Source organism: Nocardia nova (genome assembly GCF_002933465.1).
In the GTDB taxonomy this organism is placed as follows: domain Bacteria; phylum Actinomycetota; class Actinomycetes; order Mycobacteriales; family Mycobacteriaceae; genus Nocardia; species Nocardia nova_B.
Window position 1 is genome coordinate 76034 of sequence record NZ_PSZE01000006.1, and the last position, 15913, is coordinate 91946.

Below are 15913 nucleotides of genomic sequence, written 5' to 3' on the forward strand. Positions count from 1 at the left end.
GGGGAACGGTTCCCGACGTGCTCGCCGCATTCGAGCGGCAGGTGTTCCTGCGGCCCGATGCGGTGGCCGTGGTCGACGGCGAGCGGCAATACACCTATGCCGAGCTGTCGGCCCGGATCAATCGCCTGGCACGACATCTCGTCGGCGCGGGCGTCGGCCCGGAATCGCTGGTCGTACTGGGGATGCGCCGGTCGGCCGAGCTGGTGATCGCCGCCTACGCCGTGCTGGCCGCCGGCGGGGCGTACGTGCCGGTCGACCCGGATCAGCCGCCGGCCCGGTTGCGGCAGATGGCCGAGACCGCCGCGCCGGTACGCATGCTGATCGCCGGTGATGCGCCCGATCTGGACATTCCGTCGATCGCGATCGATGCGCTCGAGCTCGACGGCCTGTCCGATCGCCCGCTCACCGCCGCCGACCGGCTCGCTCCGGTGCGTTCGGCCAACACCGCCTATGTCATCTTCACCTCCGGCTCCACCGGAACTCCGAAAGGCGTTGCCGTCCAGCGCGGTTCTCTCGACAACCAGATCGCCTGGATCGCCGATGAGTACGGGATCGGTGAGCGCGACGTGGTGCTGTTCAAGACCCCGGCCACCTTCGACGTTTCGGTGTGGGAGCTGTTCGCGCCGCTGAGCAGCGGGGCGCGGCTGGTGGTCGCCACACCCGACGGGCATCGCGACACCGCCTATCTGGCGTCCGAGTTTCGCGACCGTGAAAGGAAGAAGGAAGAAAGTATGGACGGCACTGTCGACTACGCCGCGATCCTCACCCAGGTGCTGAGCTTCCTCAGCTCCGGTTCCAGCATCGCCTACACCCCGAAGTAAACCCCGCGCCAGAAAAGGATTTTCGACTGATGGATACCGGAAGCTCCGGCCTCGGCAGCATCTTCACCGCCCTCGCGAACCTGCTCTCCACCGGATCGGCGGTGTCGGTGACACCGGGCGCTTGATCGCGGTGCGGGCCCGGACACCGCGGGCCCGCACCATCACCCGGTGCGGTGGTGTAGTCGCCGGGCCGGACACGGTTCCGCACGAAAGGTAATCGAATGAGCAACCCGTTCGACGATGACGACGCCGAGTTCTACGTCCTGACCAACGATGAAGGCGAGCACTCGTTGTGGCCGGTGTTCGCGGCCGTGCCGAGCGGATGGACGATCGCTCACGGTCCTTGTCTGCGTCAGCTCTGCCTCGACTATGTCGAATCGCATTGGACCGATATGCGCCCGAGTCGCTGATCGAGGCCATGCGTCTGCAAGCCAACTGAATGCGTCGCGCCGCGGCGTGCCACCCGAACCCCCCCCTGCACCGGCACGCCGCGGCGTTCACGCGCTCCTCGCATCGGCTCGGCCCGCCTGCTAATATAAGTCGAAACTTATAGAAGGAGGTATGCCATGCCCTTGCTCTCCGATCCCGCCGCCCTCGCGGGTCTGGTCACGCGCGAGGTCCGCACCGGCTCTCGCGACGGCGCCCCCACGAGGATCGCGGTCGCCCGCCGCAGCTATCCCACCGATCAGGCCGATCTGTGGGACGCGCTGACCAACGTCGACCGCATTCCGCGCTGGTTCCTGCCGATCAGCGGATCGCTGGAGGTCGGCGGCCGCTATCAGCTCGAGGGCAACGCCAACGGCGTGGTCGAACGCTGTGACGCGCCGAAGCATTTCGCCGTCACCTGGGAGATGGGCCCGCAGATCTCCTGGCTGGAGGTCACCCTCGGCCCGGCCGGCGACGGTACCGAACTGACGCTCGAGCACGAGGCGCCGATCGATCCGGCCATGTGGACGCAGTTCGGGCCCGGTGCGGTCGGGGTCGGCTGGGACCTCGCCCTGCTGGGCCTGAGGATGCATGTGGACAGTGGTGAGCCGGTGGATCCGACCGTGGCGCTCACGCTGCATACCACCGCGGAAGGCCGTACATTCATCCGCACCGCCGCCACGGCGTGGGGTGCGGCCGCGATCGCCGACGGCGACGACCCCGCCGCGGCCCGAGCCGCCGCCGACCAGACCTTCGCCTTCTACACCACTGAACCAGAGGACACCCCGGAAGCTCGATGACCGTCCCACCCGCCCGCATCTTCGATGCGCTGGGCGACCCCGTGCGCCGTCACATTCTCGAACTGCTGGCCGCCGGCGAGCACTCCGCCGGCGCGCTGGTCGAGGCGGTCCGCGCCAGCACGACGATCTCCCAGCCCGCGGTGTCGCAACACCTGAAGACCCTGCGCGACACCGGATTGGTCACCGTCCGTGCCGAAGGCACCCGCCGGTACTACCGCCTCGACCCGGACGGCGTGGAGATCGCCAGAACCTGGCTGACCACCTTGCTCGACCCGCTGCATCGGCTGGCGAATCCCCTCGACGCCCTCGCCACCGAGATCGCCCGCGGCAAGCGCGAGCGGCGCGCGGGAGAGGCCGTGGCTCCCCCGGGCACGCACGAAAGCGGTTACGCGGCAGGGTGATTCACCAGCAGTGCTGTCCGCTGTTCGTGGCCAGCTGCCTGCGGATCCGTTCGCGCAGCCGCGTGGCGGCGGCGCGGTGCTTGGCCGCCGTGACCCCGTCCCCGCACGCGGTCGCCAGTTCGGCGAGGATCTCGTCCACCGGATCCAGTGGGGTGAAACCGGTTTCGAGGCCGGCGACCGTCCCGGCGGCGGGCAGGAGCCGGCGATAGAGTTCGGCGCAGTCGGCGGTGGAACCGAGGGCGATCGCCGCGCGGGCGCGGTGGGCCCGCATCATGACGGGATAGAAGTGCTCGTCGACCTCGGGGCCGTGGTGGAAGAGGGCGGCGGCTTCGGCGCGCTCGCCGGCGTCGAGAAGCGCGACGATATAGATCTGGGTGAGCATGCCGGGGAGGCTGGCCTCGATTTCGGCGAGGCAGTCCACGGCGGGTGACAGATCACGGCGCGCCCAGCCCAGGGGAAGCAGCGGGATCAGGGCCGCCTCGTCACCCTCGGGGAAGCCGGAATCCTTTCCCGCCGAGCTACATTCGTCGAAATAGTGCGCCGCCCGGCCGATATCGCCGCGCAGGATCTCGGTGGCCGCGCGGAAGTATCCGAGGATGGTCGTCAACGGCCGCACCTGTGCCGTGGCCGCGAATTCCAGGGCGAGCGCCGCCTGCCGTCCCGCCTCGGCCAGGTCGACGTTCTGACAGGCGGTACGGAAGCGCAGATAGTGTGCGAGAGCACGATAGTGGGGCAGATCGGCCGACGTGGCGAGGCGCTCCAGTTCGGCGGCCCGGTGTCCCAGGTCGTCGCCCGAATGGCCGTCGAGCACCAGGTGAGTCAGCGCATTCAGTGCCATGCACTGCAATTCGGCGTCGCCGGCACCGCGGGCCAGTTTGAGTGCCGCGTGGGCACGGGTGTGGGCGAGCCGGTGCGCGGCCGGGCTGGATTCGAAGACAGCGGTGGTGAGCAGGCGAACCTGGGTGGCCACCGGCTGGTCGCGGGCGGAGGCGACGGCGAGCGCCCGCCGCAGCCGCGGATTCGACCATCTCCAGTCCCGCATCGCCCACACCACCGGCGCGCGCCAACTGGTCAGCGCGCGCACCACCAACTCTCCGTCGCCCAATTCGGTGGCCAGTCGCAGCGCCTGCTCCCGGGCGTCGCGAGCCGCGGCGATCCGCCCCGCGTACGCGGAGGCGGTGACGAGTTCGCAGTAGGCGTCCACGCAGGCGACCCGATCCGCGGTCGAGGCATCGGCATCCTCGTGCCCGGCCAGCCGCCGCAGTTCGATCACCGTGCGCCACAGCGGCGCCGCGTCCGCGCGCATCCCGCGCTCGACACAGTGCCGCGCCGCCGTCGTGATGTAGTCGACCGCGGAGTCGGCGGTACTAGCGGTGGCCGCCCGCACCGCGTGATGGGCCAGCACCTCGACCGCGCGGACGTCGTCGGGCCGGCAGCCGCCCAGCAGGGTCAGCACCCCCTGATGCATCCGCGTCCGTCGCAGCTGCGGAATCCCGGCGTAGACGGTGTCGCGGATCAGCGTGTGCGCGAACATGATTCGCCCCGCGGGATCGATGATCACCAGCCGCGCCAGTTCGGCGGTGCCGACGAGTCCGATGATCTGGTCCTCGGTCCGTTCGGTCAGCGCCACCAGGGTCGCCGGTTCCACCCGCGCCCCGCAGACGGCGGCGTATTCGAGCACCTCGCGGACCGCATCCGGCATCCGCGCCAGTTGCAGTTCGATCACACCCCGCACACTCGGCGGCAGATCGTGGACATCGCCGCCGACGGCCATCGCGGCGGTGAGTTCGCGCAGGAACAGCGGATTACCGCCGGTGCGCTCGTGCAACAGCGCGAGCAGATCGCTATCCAGACCGGACAGTCCGGCGGCTCGTGCGATGGCACACGTCCCGTCCAGATCGACACCGGTGAGCTCGATGTGCGCGGCGGTCGGATCGGCGAGGGCGGCCACGGCGGCCCGCACCGACGGCGGCGCCTCCACCTCACGCAGCGTGGCGATGATCAGCAGCGGCTGATCGTGCAGCCAGGCCACGGCCTGGCGCAGGATCTGCAGGGTGGCCTCGTCGGCGCGGTGCAGGTCCTCGAGCACCAGGGCGACCGGGCCGTCGGTGACGGCTTTGCGGCAGCGATCGGCGATCACTCGAGAGATCTCGAACGCCCCACCGAGAACCGGCCGTGAGGTCAGGTCGGCGCCGAATCGCGCGGCGACCTCGGCCCAGACCCACGCTTGCGGCGCCCCGTCCACCTCCGGGCAGCGTCCGGTCGCGACCACCCAGTCGCGGCGGCGCAGTTCCGTGGCGACCGCCTCGGCCAGCGCCGATTTGCCGAATCCCGCGCCGCCGCAGATCCACACCACCCGGGCGCCATGTTCGGCCGCCTCGCACGCCGCCTCCAGGACGACCTTGCACTGCACCGGGTATCCGGGTGCCGTCACGCTGTCGGCCCGCTCGTTCGGCTCGGCCGGCGAGCGCGCGATGTCGCGCACGAGGTCGGCGCGCACCGCGATGGGCGTGGTCGGCAGGGTGGACTCGAGCACCGGCACCGCCTGGTTGAGGATCGCGGTCTCCAGTTCCTGGATGCGCCGCCCCGGGTCGAGTCCCATTTCCCGGGTGAGGAATTCCGCCGTGCGCCGCAGTGTCGCCAGCGCTTCGGTCTGCTGTCCCAGCCGATATTGCGCGAGGGCGAGCAGCCGCACACTCTCCTCGCGGTCGGGCCGGTCCTCCACGGTGCGCCGCAAGCCGCTGATCACCTCGGTGGTGCGGCCGAGTTCCAGCGCGGCCTGTGCGCGCAATTCACCGGCGGTCAGATACAGATCGGTCAGCCGCGCCGCCTCGGCCGCCGCCCAGCCGCAATCGGCGAAACTCTCCAGCGCGCGTCCGTTCCAGCAGGCCAGCGCGATATCCAACATGCGGGTGCGGGTGGCCGCCTCTGGGGCATGGGCGCCCCCGCTCACTTGGAGATAGTCGTGCAGGAGCGATTCGAACTGCCAGGCGTCGACTTCGGTGTCGCGCAACCGCAGCGCGTAGCCGAGCCCCTCCGACACCACCACCGTCGCCGGCGCGCGGGCGGGACGTTCGGGTTCGAACACCCGCCGCAGGTTGTGGATGTGCACCTGCAGCACCGAGGTCGCCTTCGGCGGGGGTTCCCCGTCCCACAGCTCGTCGACCAGCCGATCGGTCGACACCGCGCGGCCCTGCGCGATCACCAAGCGCGCCAGCAGGGCCCGGGTGAGCCGGCCCGCGAGGCGGATCGGTGTTCCGTCGAGTGCGATATGCATCGGGCCGAGGACATGGATGCGTCGATCAGCCATACCATGCCCCTGCAACCGTGACATCCCGGACACCTTCCCCATGGCCCGTCCCGTTCAGCAGCCGACGGACGGCCATTACGCTGGACATCTGATTTAAATCAGAATCTCTACTCTAAATTTTCGACGCTGTCTGTCGTTAGCTTCATGGTTGCCAAATCGTTATATCCATTCCGTGTAGTAGTTCCGGCCCGCGTGTGTTGTGCATCACGTCCCGGTGGTTCCAGATTGCGCCACACGTGGTTCGATCCTGAGTGGCGAGGTGAGCGGCTTGTAATGCAATTGTGACTTTTTCGGTCGAACTGCTGTATCGCGCCGGATGACCATCCTCGGCTCGTACATTTCATCGCAACTTCGAAATTGCTCTCGATATCGGTCCAATTGGTTGGCGCCCGATTCGGCCGGAAGTGAACCAGAAGTGGGATGGGCGAGGCTACGTTCACAACCCTGATGGATGGGGAGGTTTCGAATGGTTCGAATGTCACAGAACGCGGTAACGGAATTCGGTGGCGCAGGGCAGGAGAAATCATGAGTCAGAACAGGATCCGTCCCCGGCCCACCGTGCCGGACATCGTGGCCCTCTTTCACGACGACGATCAGGCGGGAGAACTGTTCATGCGGACCGACGAGGTGATCGCGGTGCCGGCGGGTCAATTCGTGGCCATGGCCCGCGCCGTCGCGCAACTGGCCGATCACGCCCTGGTCGGCGGCGGAATTCATGCGGACCGCCCGGATGAGGGGATGCTCGGCGCCTTCGCGGAACCGGGTGAGAATTCCGTCACAGAACCGGAACCAGTCACTCGTGGCCTCTATGTCGACGCCGACGGCGACGTCTGGGAGCGCGACGAGCTCGGCTGGCGGTTACTGCTGCAGGCCGGTGTGGTCGTCGACCCGGTTTCGCATTGGGACTGGATCCTCGGACATGTCGGCGAATTCGGCCCGTTCACTTTCGTCGCCGCGAGCTGAGGAATTCACCGCCGGCGTTTTTATCGTCACACTGACGATTACAATGCCCGTCATGGGCAGTGGTTTTCGCCTCAATGCAGCGGTCGCGGTCGATTTGGTGGTTCTGACCCTGGGCGCCCGCCACACTGCCAACGACACGCTGTGCGCGCTGCTGGTCCAGCGCCTCTACGCACCCTATCGCGGAAGATGGGCGTTGCCGGGAGGCTTCGTCCGCCCCGAGGAAAGCCTCTCCGCGGCCGCGGTACGGGAGTTGCGCGAGGAGACCGGAATTCGCGGCGACCGCTTGCATCTGGAGCAGCTGGCGACCTACGGCGAACCCGGCCGTGATCCGCGCGGCCGGGTGATCAGTACCGCCTATCTGGCGCTGGCGCCGAATCTGCCCGCGCCGCAGGCGGGTTCGCAGGCCACGGCGGCCGGCATCTGGTCGGTGGAGCAACTGCTCGCCGAGCGCGCCCGCATCGCCTTCGACCATCGCCGCATTCTCACCGACGGCGTCGAGCGGGCCCGCGCCAAACTGGAATACACGCCGCTGGCCACCGCCTTCTGCGGCAGCGAATTCACGGTGGCCGAACTGCGCCGGGTCTACGAGGTGATGTGGGGCACCGATATCGATCCGCGCAATTTCCACCGCAAGGTCACCACCACACCAGGTTTCGTCCTGGCGACCGGCGCCACCACCACCCGCGACGGCGGTCGTCCGGCCAAGCTCTATCGCGCCGGACCCGCACAGGTACTGCACCCGCCGATGTTGCGGCCCAGCTGATTCCCCGTCGTTGCCCCCGCGTGCCCGCGCGGTGGTACACCGGGAATATGACGGAGGTCACTACCGGAACCCTGAGTGCGCCGACGGTCGCCGGGCGCTCGGCGGAGTTCTGGGGATATCTGATGTGGGGGCTCGCGGGCATCGTCATCGCGGTTCCGGAGTTGGCCGCGGTTTTCGATCTGGCGGATTGGCCGACGATTTCGGCGACGATCGGCCACCTCGAGGACGGGCATTCGTGGGTGCGGCTCGTGGTCGTCTTCGTGATCGTCGTGCTGGCCTACTACTCGCTCCCGCAGCTGGCGATGCCGCCGGAGCAACCGGCCATGGTCGCCGGCCGGCAGACCACCGCCAATGGCCGGCTCACCCCTGACCCCGATGCCGTGCGCACCGAGGGGATGGGTGGCTATCTGGTGCTGGCGTGCGCGGCGCTAACCGCCGCGGTCGCCTTCGCCGGGGGAGCCCGCGCGGTCGATCCGGGGACCTTCACCGGCGCCTACGTGCTGTACGGAACCATCGCGGTGATGTGGGTGATCCTGCCGAGCGTGCTGTCGATGTTCTTCGCGCGGGAAGTACCGTTTCCCACCCTGTTTCGCACCCTCGGCTATCTCGAGCATCGCGCGGGATTCGTCACCGCGCTGTTACTCGGACTGCTGGCGATCCTGCTCATCCACCTGGCGCTCTATCCGTGGCCGCGCATGAACAGCTGATGGGTCACTCGCGGCGCGGCGAACCGAACAGCACGACCTCCATCAGGGCCATGACGCGCTCGGGCGGGCAGACGTTCTCGTCGTCGCTGAAGACCCGGGCCAGATCGACCACGAGCCCGAATCCGGCTTGCACCAGAATGCGCGCCTGCGCCTCGGACAGTTCCGGCCGCACCGCGACCAGCAGTTTCACCCATTCGGCCACGATCAACCGCTGAATAGTGCGCAGTACCGTGCGTTCCTCGGGCCGGACGTGGCTGAACTCGGCGTAATAGACGAAGGTCAATTCGCGTTCTTCGAACGACCCGGTGACATACAGTTCGATCAGTTTCGACAGTGCCTCGGCGGGAGATTTCGACGAGGCGGTGGCCGGGCCGATCGCGCCCGACGTCCGATCCGCCGCGCGCCGGAACGCGGCCGCGAGCAGGTCGCCCTTACTGCGGTAATACCGGTAGACGGCCGAGGCCGCGGAGAGATCCGCGGCCGTCGCGATATCCTCCACGCTCACATTCGGATAGCCGCGCTGGTGAAACAGCTCCACCGATTTCTTCAGCAGCAGTTCGTGTTTGAACGATAGCGGTATCTCCGCCGACCGCGGTGTGCCCGCCGCCGGCGCGGCGTCCGGTAGTTCCGCGCCGATGATCGCCCACGCGGCCGAATTGAGCACGGCGGTAAGCGATTTCACCGGAAGCGTGGCGTGATGGTCGCCGATGCTGCTGACGATGCTGAGCAGAGCCACCGCGCGCACCAGCTGGTCGCGCCGGGGCAGTTCCGGGCGCAATTCACCGAGCAGGTCGGCGAGGGCGCGGATCGAGGTGCTGAACTGCTCGTCCAGCGTCGCGCGATCGGTGTCGTCGAGATAGCGGCCCTCCCATCGCGCCAACGTCACGGTCGGGCGATTGGCGATGGTCGCGGCGATGATGGCGTCGAGCACGCCGGCCAGCCTTTGCTGCACCGGAAGGTCCGCGGCCTCGGGGTCGGCCGTGGTCGATTCCGCCGTCAGCGCGCCGAGGCGCAGCAGTTCCTCTCGGAACAGCGCGTACTTGCTCGGATAATGCCGGTACAGGGCCGCCGAGGAAATGCCGAGGCGGGAGGCGATGTCCTCCATGCTGACTCCGTGATAGCCCAGCGAGCCGAACGCCGCCGCCGAGGTAGCAGCGATCTGGGCACGCCGGTTCTTCGGGCGACGGCGAATCACCCGCTCCTGTGGCTTTGTTGCCGGCTGTTCTGCGGGGCTCGCGGTGCCACGCTCGACGCTCACGGTTCCGGCCTGTCTGCGGTGCGGCGGCACTCCTCGGCGCTCATGAATGCCATGGTAGTCACCGGATGATCTCCGGATCTCCGGTGTTACCGCCGGTTCCGGAGGCATACCGGGGATCGCTGCGGTGGCGAAGGCCGGGGCCGGGCCGGATCGGGACAATTGTGTCCTATCGCCGCCGACGCCCGGGCCACCGGGGTATGCCGGTACGACTGAAAAGTATTCTGTCGCAAGGAAATACCGACCGGATTCATCTTTTCGCGGCAGCGCCCCGGCTTGGGCGAATGACCAGATCGCTTGCTCGTATCGAAATAGCATCGTTTCGACTCTCGTCACTGGCAGCGAGTGCCCGCCGCGCCGTACGCTGCGCTGGCACTCGGCACCGATCCGGCATCCCCGTCGGTCGGGAACTCATACGACACCGCGGTAGCGAAGGGACTCTCGATGCGCACGCTGGACCTGGAACGGATCATCCGGGCACCCCGCGCCGACGTCTTCGACTGGATCACCGACGCCACCAACTACCAGCGCGTTCCGGCGATCCGGCGGGTCACTCCGGTCCGTCCGGGCAATGTCTCCGAACACGGGGTCGGGGCGGTGCGGCTGCTGGTGACGCCGCTGCTGCGGCTGACCGAGGAGGTCGTCGACTACGACCCGCCGCGACTGTTTCGTTATCGCATATTGAAATCGCTTCCGCTGCTGCGTCGTCAGGACGGAACCGTGACCTTCGACGACCATCCGTCCGGTACGCTGGTGCGCTGGCATTCCCAATTCGAGTTCGCCACACCGCTTTTCGCCGCCGCCTGGACGCTCGCGCTGATTCCCGCCGTGTATCTCGGCGTGAGCGCGGTCCTCTCGACCGCCGAGGCCGAACTCCGTCGCGACTAGACCGCGCCGGCTCGGGCCGCTCGACTCGGCCGCTCGACTCTCAGCTCAGCGCAGCCCAGGCCATCTCGCGCAGAATGGGCCGGGCCCGTCCGGCCAGCGTGGGGGAGGCGCTGTGCGGTGTGGAGTTGATCAGGCCGAAGGTGGCGTGCGCCTTGACCCGTGCGCCGGTCTCGTCCAGCTCCGGGTGCAGGCCGCGCAGCACCCCGACCCAGATCTCCACGTACTGCCGCTGCAGGCGGCGCACCTGCCGCCGCGCGGATTCGGGCAGGCTTTCCAGGTCCCGGTCCTGAATGCGGATGAGTTCGGGCTCGCCGAGGGCGAAGTCGAGATGGAACTCGATCAATCCGGCCAGTGCCGTGCGCGGGGACTCGGCCTGTTCGGCGACCGCCTTGCCGCCCTCGAACAGCCGGGTGCTGATTCCGACCAGCAATTCCACCAGGACGGCTTCCTTGTTGGGGAAGTGCCGGTAGACCGCCGGCCCGCTGATGCCGGCCGCCGCGCCGAGGTCGTCGAGGCGCACCCCGGGGAAGCCGCGGTCGGCGATGAGTCGCGCCCCGGCCTCCAGCAATTGTTGCCGCCGCTGCGCCTTGAGCTGCTCTCGGCGTGTGGGAGCGATGGCCTCACTGCTGCTCATCGGGCTCCTCTCCGCAGGTCGGCGGCGTTCGGTGGATCCGGTTACCGGCACGCCTGGACATTTCAGTTAACGAAGATTATCTTAGTTTCCAGTTATTGGCCACTAACCGAATGGGCAGGATGGCGTGATGACCCTGACGCAGGACGTGCAGGCCGGCAATCGTGCCGCACATCTGGCGCTGCTCGACGAGCTGCGCGCGAAGCTGGCGGCGAGTGCGCTGGGCGGACCCGAGCGGGCCCGCGACCGCCATCTGGCGCGCGGCAAACTGCTACCGCGCCAGCGGGTGGACCGGTTGCTGGATCCCGGCAGCCCGTTCCTGGAGCTGTCGCCGCTGGCGGCCGACGGGATGTACGGCGGGGACTGTCCCGGCGCGGGGGTGATCGGCGGTATCGGTCGTGTGTCCGGCCGGGAATGCGTGATCGTCGCCAACGATGCGACGGTCAAGGGCGGCACCTATTACCCGATGACGGTCAAGAAGCATCTGCGCGCCCAGGAGGTGGCACTGCAGAACCATCTGCCGTGCGTCTACCTCGTGGATTCCGGCGGTGCGCATCTGCCGCATCAGGACGAGGTCTTTCCCGACCGCGAACACTTCGGCCGGATCTTCTACAACCAGGCGATCATGAGCGCCAAGGGGATTCCGCAGATCGCGGCGGTGCTGGGGTCCTGCACCGCGGGCGGCGCCTATGTTCCCGCGATGAGTGACGAGGCGGTGATCGTGCGCAATCAGGGCACGATCTTCCTCGGCGGGCCACCGCTGGTGAAGGCGGCCACCGGTGAGGTCGTCACCGCGGAGGAACTGGGCGGCGGCGAATTGCATTCCCGCACATCGGGTGTCACCGACCATCTGGCCGACAGCGACGAGGACGCGCTGCGCATCGTGCGCCGTATCGTCGGCACCTTCGCGCCGAAGTCGCCGAGTCCGTGGGAGATCACGGCGCCGGTCGACGCGATCGCCCCGCAGTCGGAGCTCTACGACGTGGTTCCGGTGGACCTGCGTACGCCTTACGACGTGCACGAGGTGATCGAGCGCATCGTCGACGGCGGTGAATTCCAGGAATTCAAGGCCGAATACGGCCGCACCCTGGTCACGGGTTTCGCGCGCATCCACGGCCACCCGGTCGGCATCGTCGCCAACAACGGTGTGCTGTTCGGTGAATCGGCCCAGAAGGGCGCGCATTTCATCGAACTGTGCGACAAGCGGGTCATTCCGCTGGTGTTCCTGCAGAACATCACCGGTTTCATGGTCGGGCGCGACTACGAGGCGAGCGGTATCGCCAAACACGGCGCGAAGATGGTGACCGCGGTCGCCTGCGCGCGGGTGCCGAAGCTGACGGTCGTCATCGGCGGTTCGTACGGCGCCGGTAACTATTCGATGTGCGGACGGGCGTATTCGCCGCGCTTCCTGTGGATGTGGCCGAACGCCCGCATCTCGGTGATGGGCGGTGAGCAGGCCGCCTCGGTGCTGGCCACCGTTCGCGGCGATCAGCTCGGCGATTCCTGGAGCGCCGAGCAGGAGGAAGAGTTCAAGGCGCCGATCCGAGAGCAGTACGAGCGCCAGGGCAATCCGTACTACTCCACCGCCCGGCTGTGGGACGACGGGGTCATCGATCCCGCCGACACCAGAACCGTGCTCGGTCTGGCGCTCTCGGTCTGCGCGCAGGCGCCCCTCGAACCTGTCTCCTACGGCGTATTCCGGATGTGATCACCATGCTGAACAAATCTCACCCGGTGCCCTTCGACACCGTGCTGGTCGCCAATCGTGGCGAGATCGCCGTGCGCGTGATCCGCACCCTGCGCGGCATGGGAATTCGCTCGGTGGCGGTGTACAGCGATGCCGATGTCGGCGCCCGGCACGTGGCCGAGGCGGACGTCGCGGTGCGGCTCGGCCCGGCCCCGGCGCGCCAGAGCTACCTCGATATCGATCGGGTGGTCGATGCGGCCGTGCGCTCCGGTGCGCAGGCCGTGCATCCGGGGTACGGCTTCCTGTCGGAGAATTCGGCCTTCGCCGCGGCGCTGGAGCAGGCCGGCATCGTGTTCCTCGGTCCGCCCGTGCGAGCGATCGAGATCATGGGTGACAAGATCGCGGCCAAGACCGCGGTCGCCGACTTCGGGGTGCCGGTCGTGCCCGGTATCGCCCGGCCCGGTCTCACCGACGACGAATTGATCGCGGCCGCAACCGATATCGGCTATCCGGTGCTGGTCAAGCCGTCGGCAGGAGGTGGCGGCAAGGGGATGCGCCGGGTCGACGATCCCGCCGATCTCCCTGCGGCGCTGGTGAGCGCGCGCCGGGAGGCCGCCGCGGCGTTCGGCGACGACGCCCTGTTCCTGGAGCGCTTCGTCGCCACACCCCGGCATATCGAGGTGCAGATTCTCGCCGATCAATTCGGCAACGTGGTGCATCTGGGTGAGCGGGAATGCAGTCTGCAGCGCCGGCATCAGAAGGTCATCGAGGAGGCGCCCTCACCGTTGCTGGACCCGCAGACGCGGGCGCGGATCGGCGCCGCCGCCTGCAACACCGCGCGCAGCGTCGACTACGTGGGCGCGGGCACCGTCGAATTCATCGTCTCCGCCGACCGGCCGGACGAATTCTTCTTCATGGAGATGAACACCCGGCTGCAGGTCGAACATCCGGTGACCGAACTGGTCACCGGGGTCGATCTGGTGGAATGCCAGGTCCGGGTGGCGGCCGGGCAGAAGATCGTCGCCGAGCAGGACGATATCCAGCTCACCGGGCACGCCGTCGAGGCTCGCGTCTACGCCGAGGATCCCGGCCGCGACTTCCTGCCCACCGGCGGCACCGTGCTGGCGCTGGCCGAACCGCAGGGTCCGGGCGTGCGGGTGGATTCCGGGCTGCGCACCGGCAGTGTGATCGGCAGCGACTACGACCCGATGCTGTCGAAGGTGATCGCGCACGGACCGGATCGCGCGACCGCGATCGCCCGGCTCGATCAGGCACTCGCGGACACCCAGGTACTCGGCGTGCGGACCAATACCGACTTCCTGCGGTTCCTGCTGGCCGATCCCGATGTGCTGCGCGGTGATCTCGACACCGGATTGCTGGACCGGCGCGCGGGGGATTTCCGGCCGGCATCGGTCACCGACGACCAGTTCGTCGCGGCGGCGGTGGCGCGCTGGCTGCGGGCGTGGCCGGATGCGCCGCGGGGACCGTGGGAGATCCCGGACGGCTGGCGCATCGGCACCGCGGCGCCCACGGTGCTACGGCTCGAGGGCGGCGAACGCGTGGTGCACGTGGCGATTACGGGGGCCCCGGGCGACGCGCGGGTGGCGGTCGACGCCGCGCGGCCGCGCTCGCTGACCGCCGCGCTCGACGACGCGGTACTGACGATCGACCTCGACGGCATCCGGCTGCGCTACCGGGTCGCCGAAGACGGTGGCCCGATCTGGGTGGCCGGCACCGACGGTGTCGCGGCCGTGCGCGAGGTGGCCGAACCGAGTCTGCGCGGTGGCGACGAACAGCTCACCGATGCCGAAATACTCAGTCCCATGCCGGGTGCGGTGATCGCGGTGCACGTGACACCGGGCGCCGAGGTGGCCGCCGGCACCCCCGTGGTGGTGGTCGAGGCGATGAAGATGGAACACACCCTGACCGCGCCGGTCGCCGGAAAGGTGGAGCTGCTGGTCGCCGCGGGCGACCAGGTACAGGTCGAACAGGTCCTGGCGCGGATCGCCGCCGAGCCCGTCGTGGACACCGAGGAATCGTACAGCGAGGAATCGGACAGCGAACAGGCGGACAACGAGCAGAAAGAGGCACGCGCATGAGCGATTTCCTGTCCACCGGCACGCTGCCGGAGGAGTACCGGGACCTGGCGCTGACCGTCCGCGATTTCGCGAATCAGGTCGTCGCGCCGGTCGCGGCGAAACATGATGCGGCCCATACCTTCCCGTACGAGGTCGTGTCGGGCATGGCGGATATGGGGCTGTTCGGCCTGCCGTTCCCGGAGGAGTACGGCGGTATGGGCGGCGACTACTTCGCGCTGTGCCTGGCGCTCGAGGAACTCGGCAAGATCGACCAGAGCGTGGCGATCACGCTCGAGGCCGGAGTGTCGCTGGGCGCCATGCCGATCTACCGGTTCGGTAACGAGGCGCAGAAGCAGGAGTGGTTGCCGCAGTTGACCTCCGGCCGTGCGCTCGCGGGTTTCGGACTCACCGAACCTGGTGCGGGCAGCGATGCCGGCGGCACCCGCACGACCGCCGTTCGCGACGGTGACGACTGGATCATCAACGGCAGCAAGCAGTTCATCACCAACTCGGGCACCGACATCACCCGGCTGGTCACCGTGACCGCGGTGACGGGTGAGTCGGAGGGCAAGAAGGAGATCTCCACCATCCTGGTGCCGACCGACACCCCGGGCTTCGTCGCCGAACCGGCCTACAACAAGGTCGGCTGGCACGCCTCGGACACCCATCCGCTGAGCTTTACCGACGTCCGGGTGCCGCAATCCAATCTGCTGGGCGAACTCGGCCGCGGCTATGCCAACTTCCTGCGGATCCTGGACGAGGGACGGATCGCGATCGCGGCGCTCTCGGTCGGTGCGGCGCAGGGCTGTGTCGACGAGAGCGTGCGCTACGCCGGTGAGCGAGAGGCGTTCGGCCGCGCCATCGGCCGCAATCAGGCGGTGGCGTTCAAGATCGCGCGGATGGAGGCGCGGGCGCACGCCGCACGCACCGCCTACTACGATGCGGCGGCCTTGATGCTGGCGGGCAAACCGTTCAAGAAGCAGGCCGCGATCGCGAAGCTGGTCGCCAGCGAGGCCGCGATGGACAACGCCCGCGATGCCACCCAGATTTTCGGCGGCTACGGCTTCATGAACGAATATGCTGTGGCCCGGCACTATCGCGATTCCAAGATTCTGGAAATCGGCGAGGGTACGACCGAGGTGCAGTTGATGCTGATCGGACGGGAGCTGGGGCTGTGAGCGAG

The 15913-nt window shown here is 68.3% G+C and carries 14 protein-coding genes; 11 read left to right on the forward strand and 3 right to left on the reverse strand.

The genetic code is table 11. The features are described 5' to 3' along the window. Positions 1 to 68: 68 nt before the first annotated feature. From C5E41_RS34930 to C5E41_RS09550, 4 genes are all read left to right on the forward strand, one after another. Entirely contained in the window at positions 69 to 821 is a 753-nt protein-coding gene (locus C5E41_RS34930) for an AMP-binding protein (RefSeq protein ID WP_258080873.1), read from the forward strand. A 221-nt stretch (positions 822 to 1042) separates the two neighbouring features. Then, positions 1043 to 1231 carry an MbtH family protein gene (locus C5E41_RS09540; protein WP_104375483.1) on the forward strand — a complete coding sequence of 63 codons (189 nt, stop codon included), beginning with the start codon at positions 1043 to 1045 and terminating at the stop codon, positions 1229 to 1231. 156 nt (positions 1232 to 1387) lie between these two features. Continuing rightward, complete coding sequence (locus C5E41_RS09545; protein WP_104375484.1) at positions 1388 to 2047, forward strand: SRPBCC family protein; 660 nt, start codon at positions 1388 to 1390, stop codon at positions 2045 to 2047. Then, positions 2044 to 2448: an ArsR/SmtB family transcription factor gene (locus C5E41_RS09550; RefSeq protein WP_104375485.1), complete on the forward strand. Its 405-nt coding sequence runs from the start codon at positions 2044 to 2046 to the stop codon at positions 2446 to 2448. The genes C5E41_RS09545 and C5E41_RS09550 overlap by 4 nt, the downstream gene beginning before the upstream one ends. Before the next feature lies 1 nt (position 2449). Here C5E41_RS09550 and C5E41_RS09555 read toward each other — a convergent pair whose 3' ends face one another. After that, positions 2450 to 5758 carry a BTAD domain-containing putative transcriptional regulator gene (locus C5E41_RS09555; RefSeq protein WP_181063178.1) on the reverse strand — a complete coding sequence of 1103 codons (3309 nt, stop codon included), beginning with the start codon at positions 5756 to 5758 and terminating at the stop codon, positions 2450 to 2452. Between the two features lie 525 nt (positions 5759 to 6283). Between C5E41_RS09555 and C5E41_RS09560 the strand changes: the two genes are divergently transcribed. Genes C5E41_RS09560 through C5E41_RS09570 form a run of 3 tightly spaced genes read left to right on the forward strand, consistent with a single transcriptional unit; the run spans position 6284 to position 8191 of the window. After that, on the forward strand, positions 6284 to 6721 hold the full coding sequence (locus C5E41_RS09560; protein WP_104375487.1) for a hypothetical protein: 438 nt from the start codon (positions 6284 to 6286) through the stop codon (positions 6719 to 6721). 52 nt (positions 6722 to 6773) lie between these two features. Beyond that, positions 6774 to 7484: an NUDIX hydrolase gene (locus tag C5E41_RS09565; RefSeq protein ID WP_104375488.1), complete on the forward strand. Its 711-nt coding sequence runs from the start codon at positions 6774 to 6776 to the stop codon at positions 7482 to 7484. A gap of 47 nt (positions 7485 to 7531) precedes the next feature. Then, the gene (locus C5E41_RS09570) at positions 7532 to 8191 is read left to right on the forward strand and encodes a hypothetical protein (protein ID WP_104379888.1); all 660 of its coding nucleotides are present in this window, start codon (positions 7532 to 7534) and stop codon (positions 8189 to 8191) included. A gap of 4 nt (positions 8192 to 8195) precedes the next feature. On the opposite strand, the gene C5E41_RS09575 is transcribed toward C5E41_RS09570, so the two are convergent. Then, complete coding sequence (locus C5E41_RS09575; protein ID WP_439956384.1) at positions 8196 to 9449, reverse strand: TetR/AcrR family transcriptional regulator; 1254 nt, start codon at positions 9447 to 9449, stop codon at positions 8196 to 8198. 441 nt (positions 9450 to 9890) lie between these two features. Between C5E41_RS09575 and C5E41_RS09580 the strand changes: the two genes are divergently transcribed. Continuing rightward, positions 9891 to 10334 (forward strand): SRPBCC family protein, encoded by a 444-nt coding sequence (locus tag C5E41_RS09580; RefSeq protein WP_104375598.1) that lies wholly within the window; start codon positions 9891 to 9893, stop codon positions 10332 to 10334. Positions 10335 to 10374: 40 nt separating this feature from the next. Here C5E41_RS09580 and C5E41_RS09585 read toward each other — a convergent pair whose 3' ends face one another. Then, a complete protein-coding gene (locus C5E41_RS09585) occupies positions 10375 to 10968 on the reverse strand; it encodes an SACE_7040 family transcriptional regulator (RefSeq protein ID WP_104375491.1) in 594 nt (197 codons plus the stop codon). A gap of 127 nt (positions 10969 to 11095) precedes the next feature. Here C5E41_RS09585 and C5E41_RS09590 point away from each other — a divergent pair, with 127 nt between their 5' ends. Genes C5E41_RS09590 through C5E41_RS09600 form a run of 3 tightly spaced genes read left to right on the forward strand, consistent with a single transcriptional unit; the run spans position 11096 to position 15908 of the window. After that, complete coding sequence (locus C5E41_RS09590) at positions 11096 to 12673, forward strand: carboxyl transferase domain-containing protein (RefSeq protein ID WP_104375492.1); 1578 nt, start codon at positions 11096 to 11098, stop codon at positions 12671 to 12673. A 5-nt stretch (positions 12674 to 12678) separates the two neighbouring features. After that, entirely contained in the window at positions 12679 to 14751 is a 2073-nt protein-coding gene (locus C5E41_RS09595; protein ID WP_104375599.1) for an acetyl-CoA carboxylase biotin carboxylase subunit, read from the forward strand. Next, positions 14748 to 15908: an acyl-CoA dehydrogenase family protein gene (locus C5E41_RS09600; RefSeq protein ID WP_104375493.1), complete on the forward strand. Its 1161-nt coding sequence runs from the start codon at positions 14748 to 14750 to the stop codon at positions 15906 to 15908. The genes C5E41_RS09595 and C5E41_RS09600 overlap by 4 nt, the downstream gene beginning before the upstream one ends. The last annotated feature ends 5 nt before the right edge of the window (positions 15909 to 15913 follow it).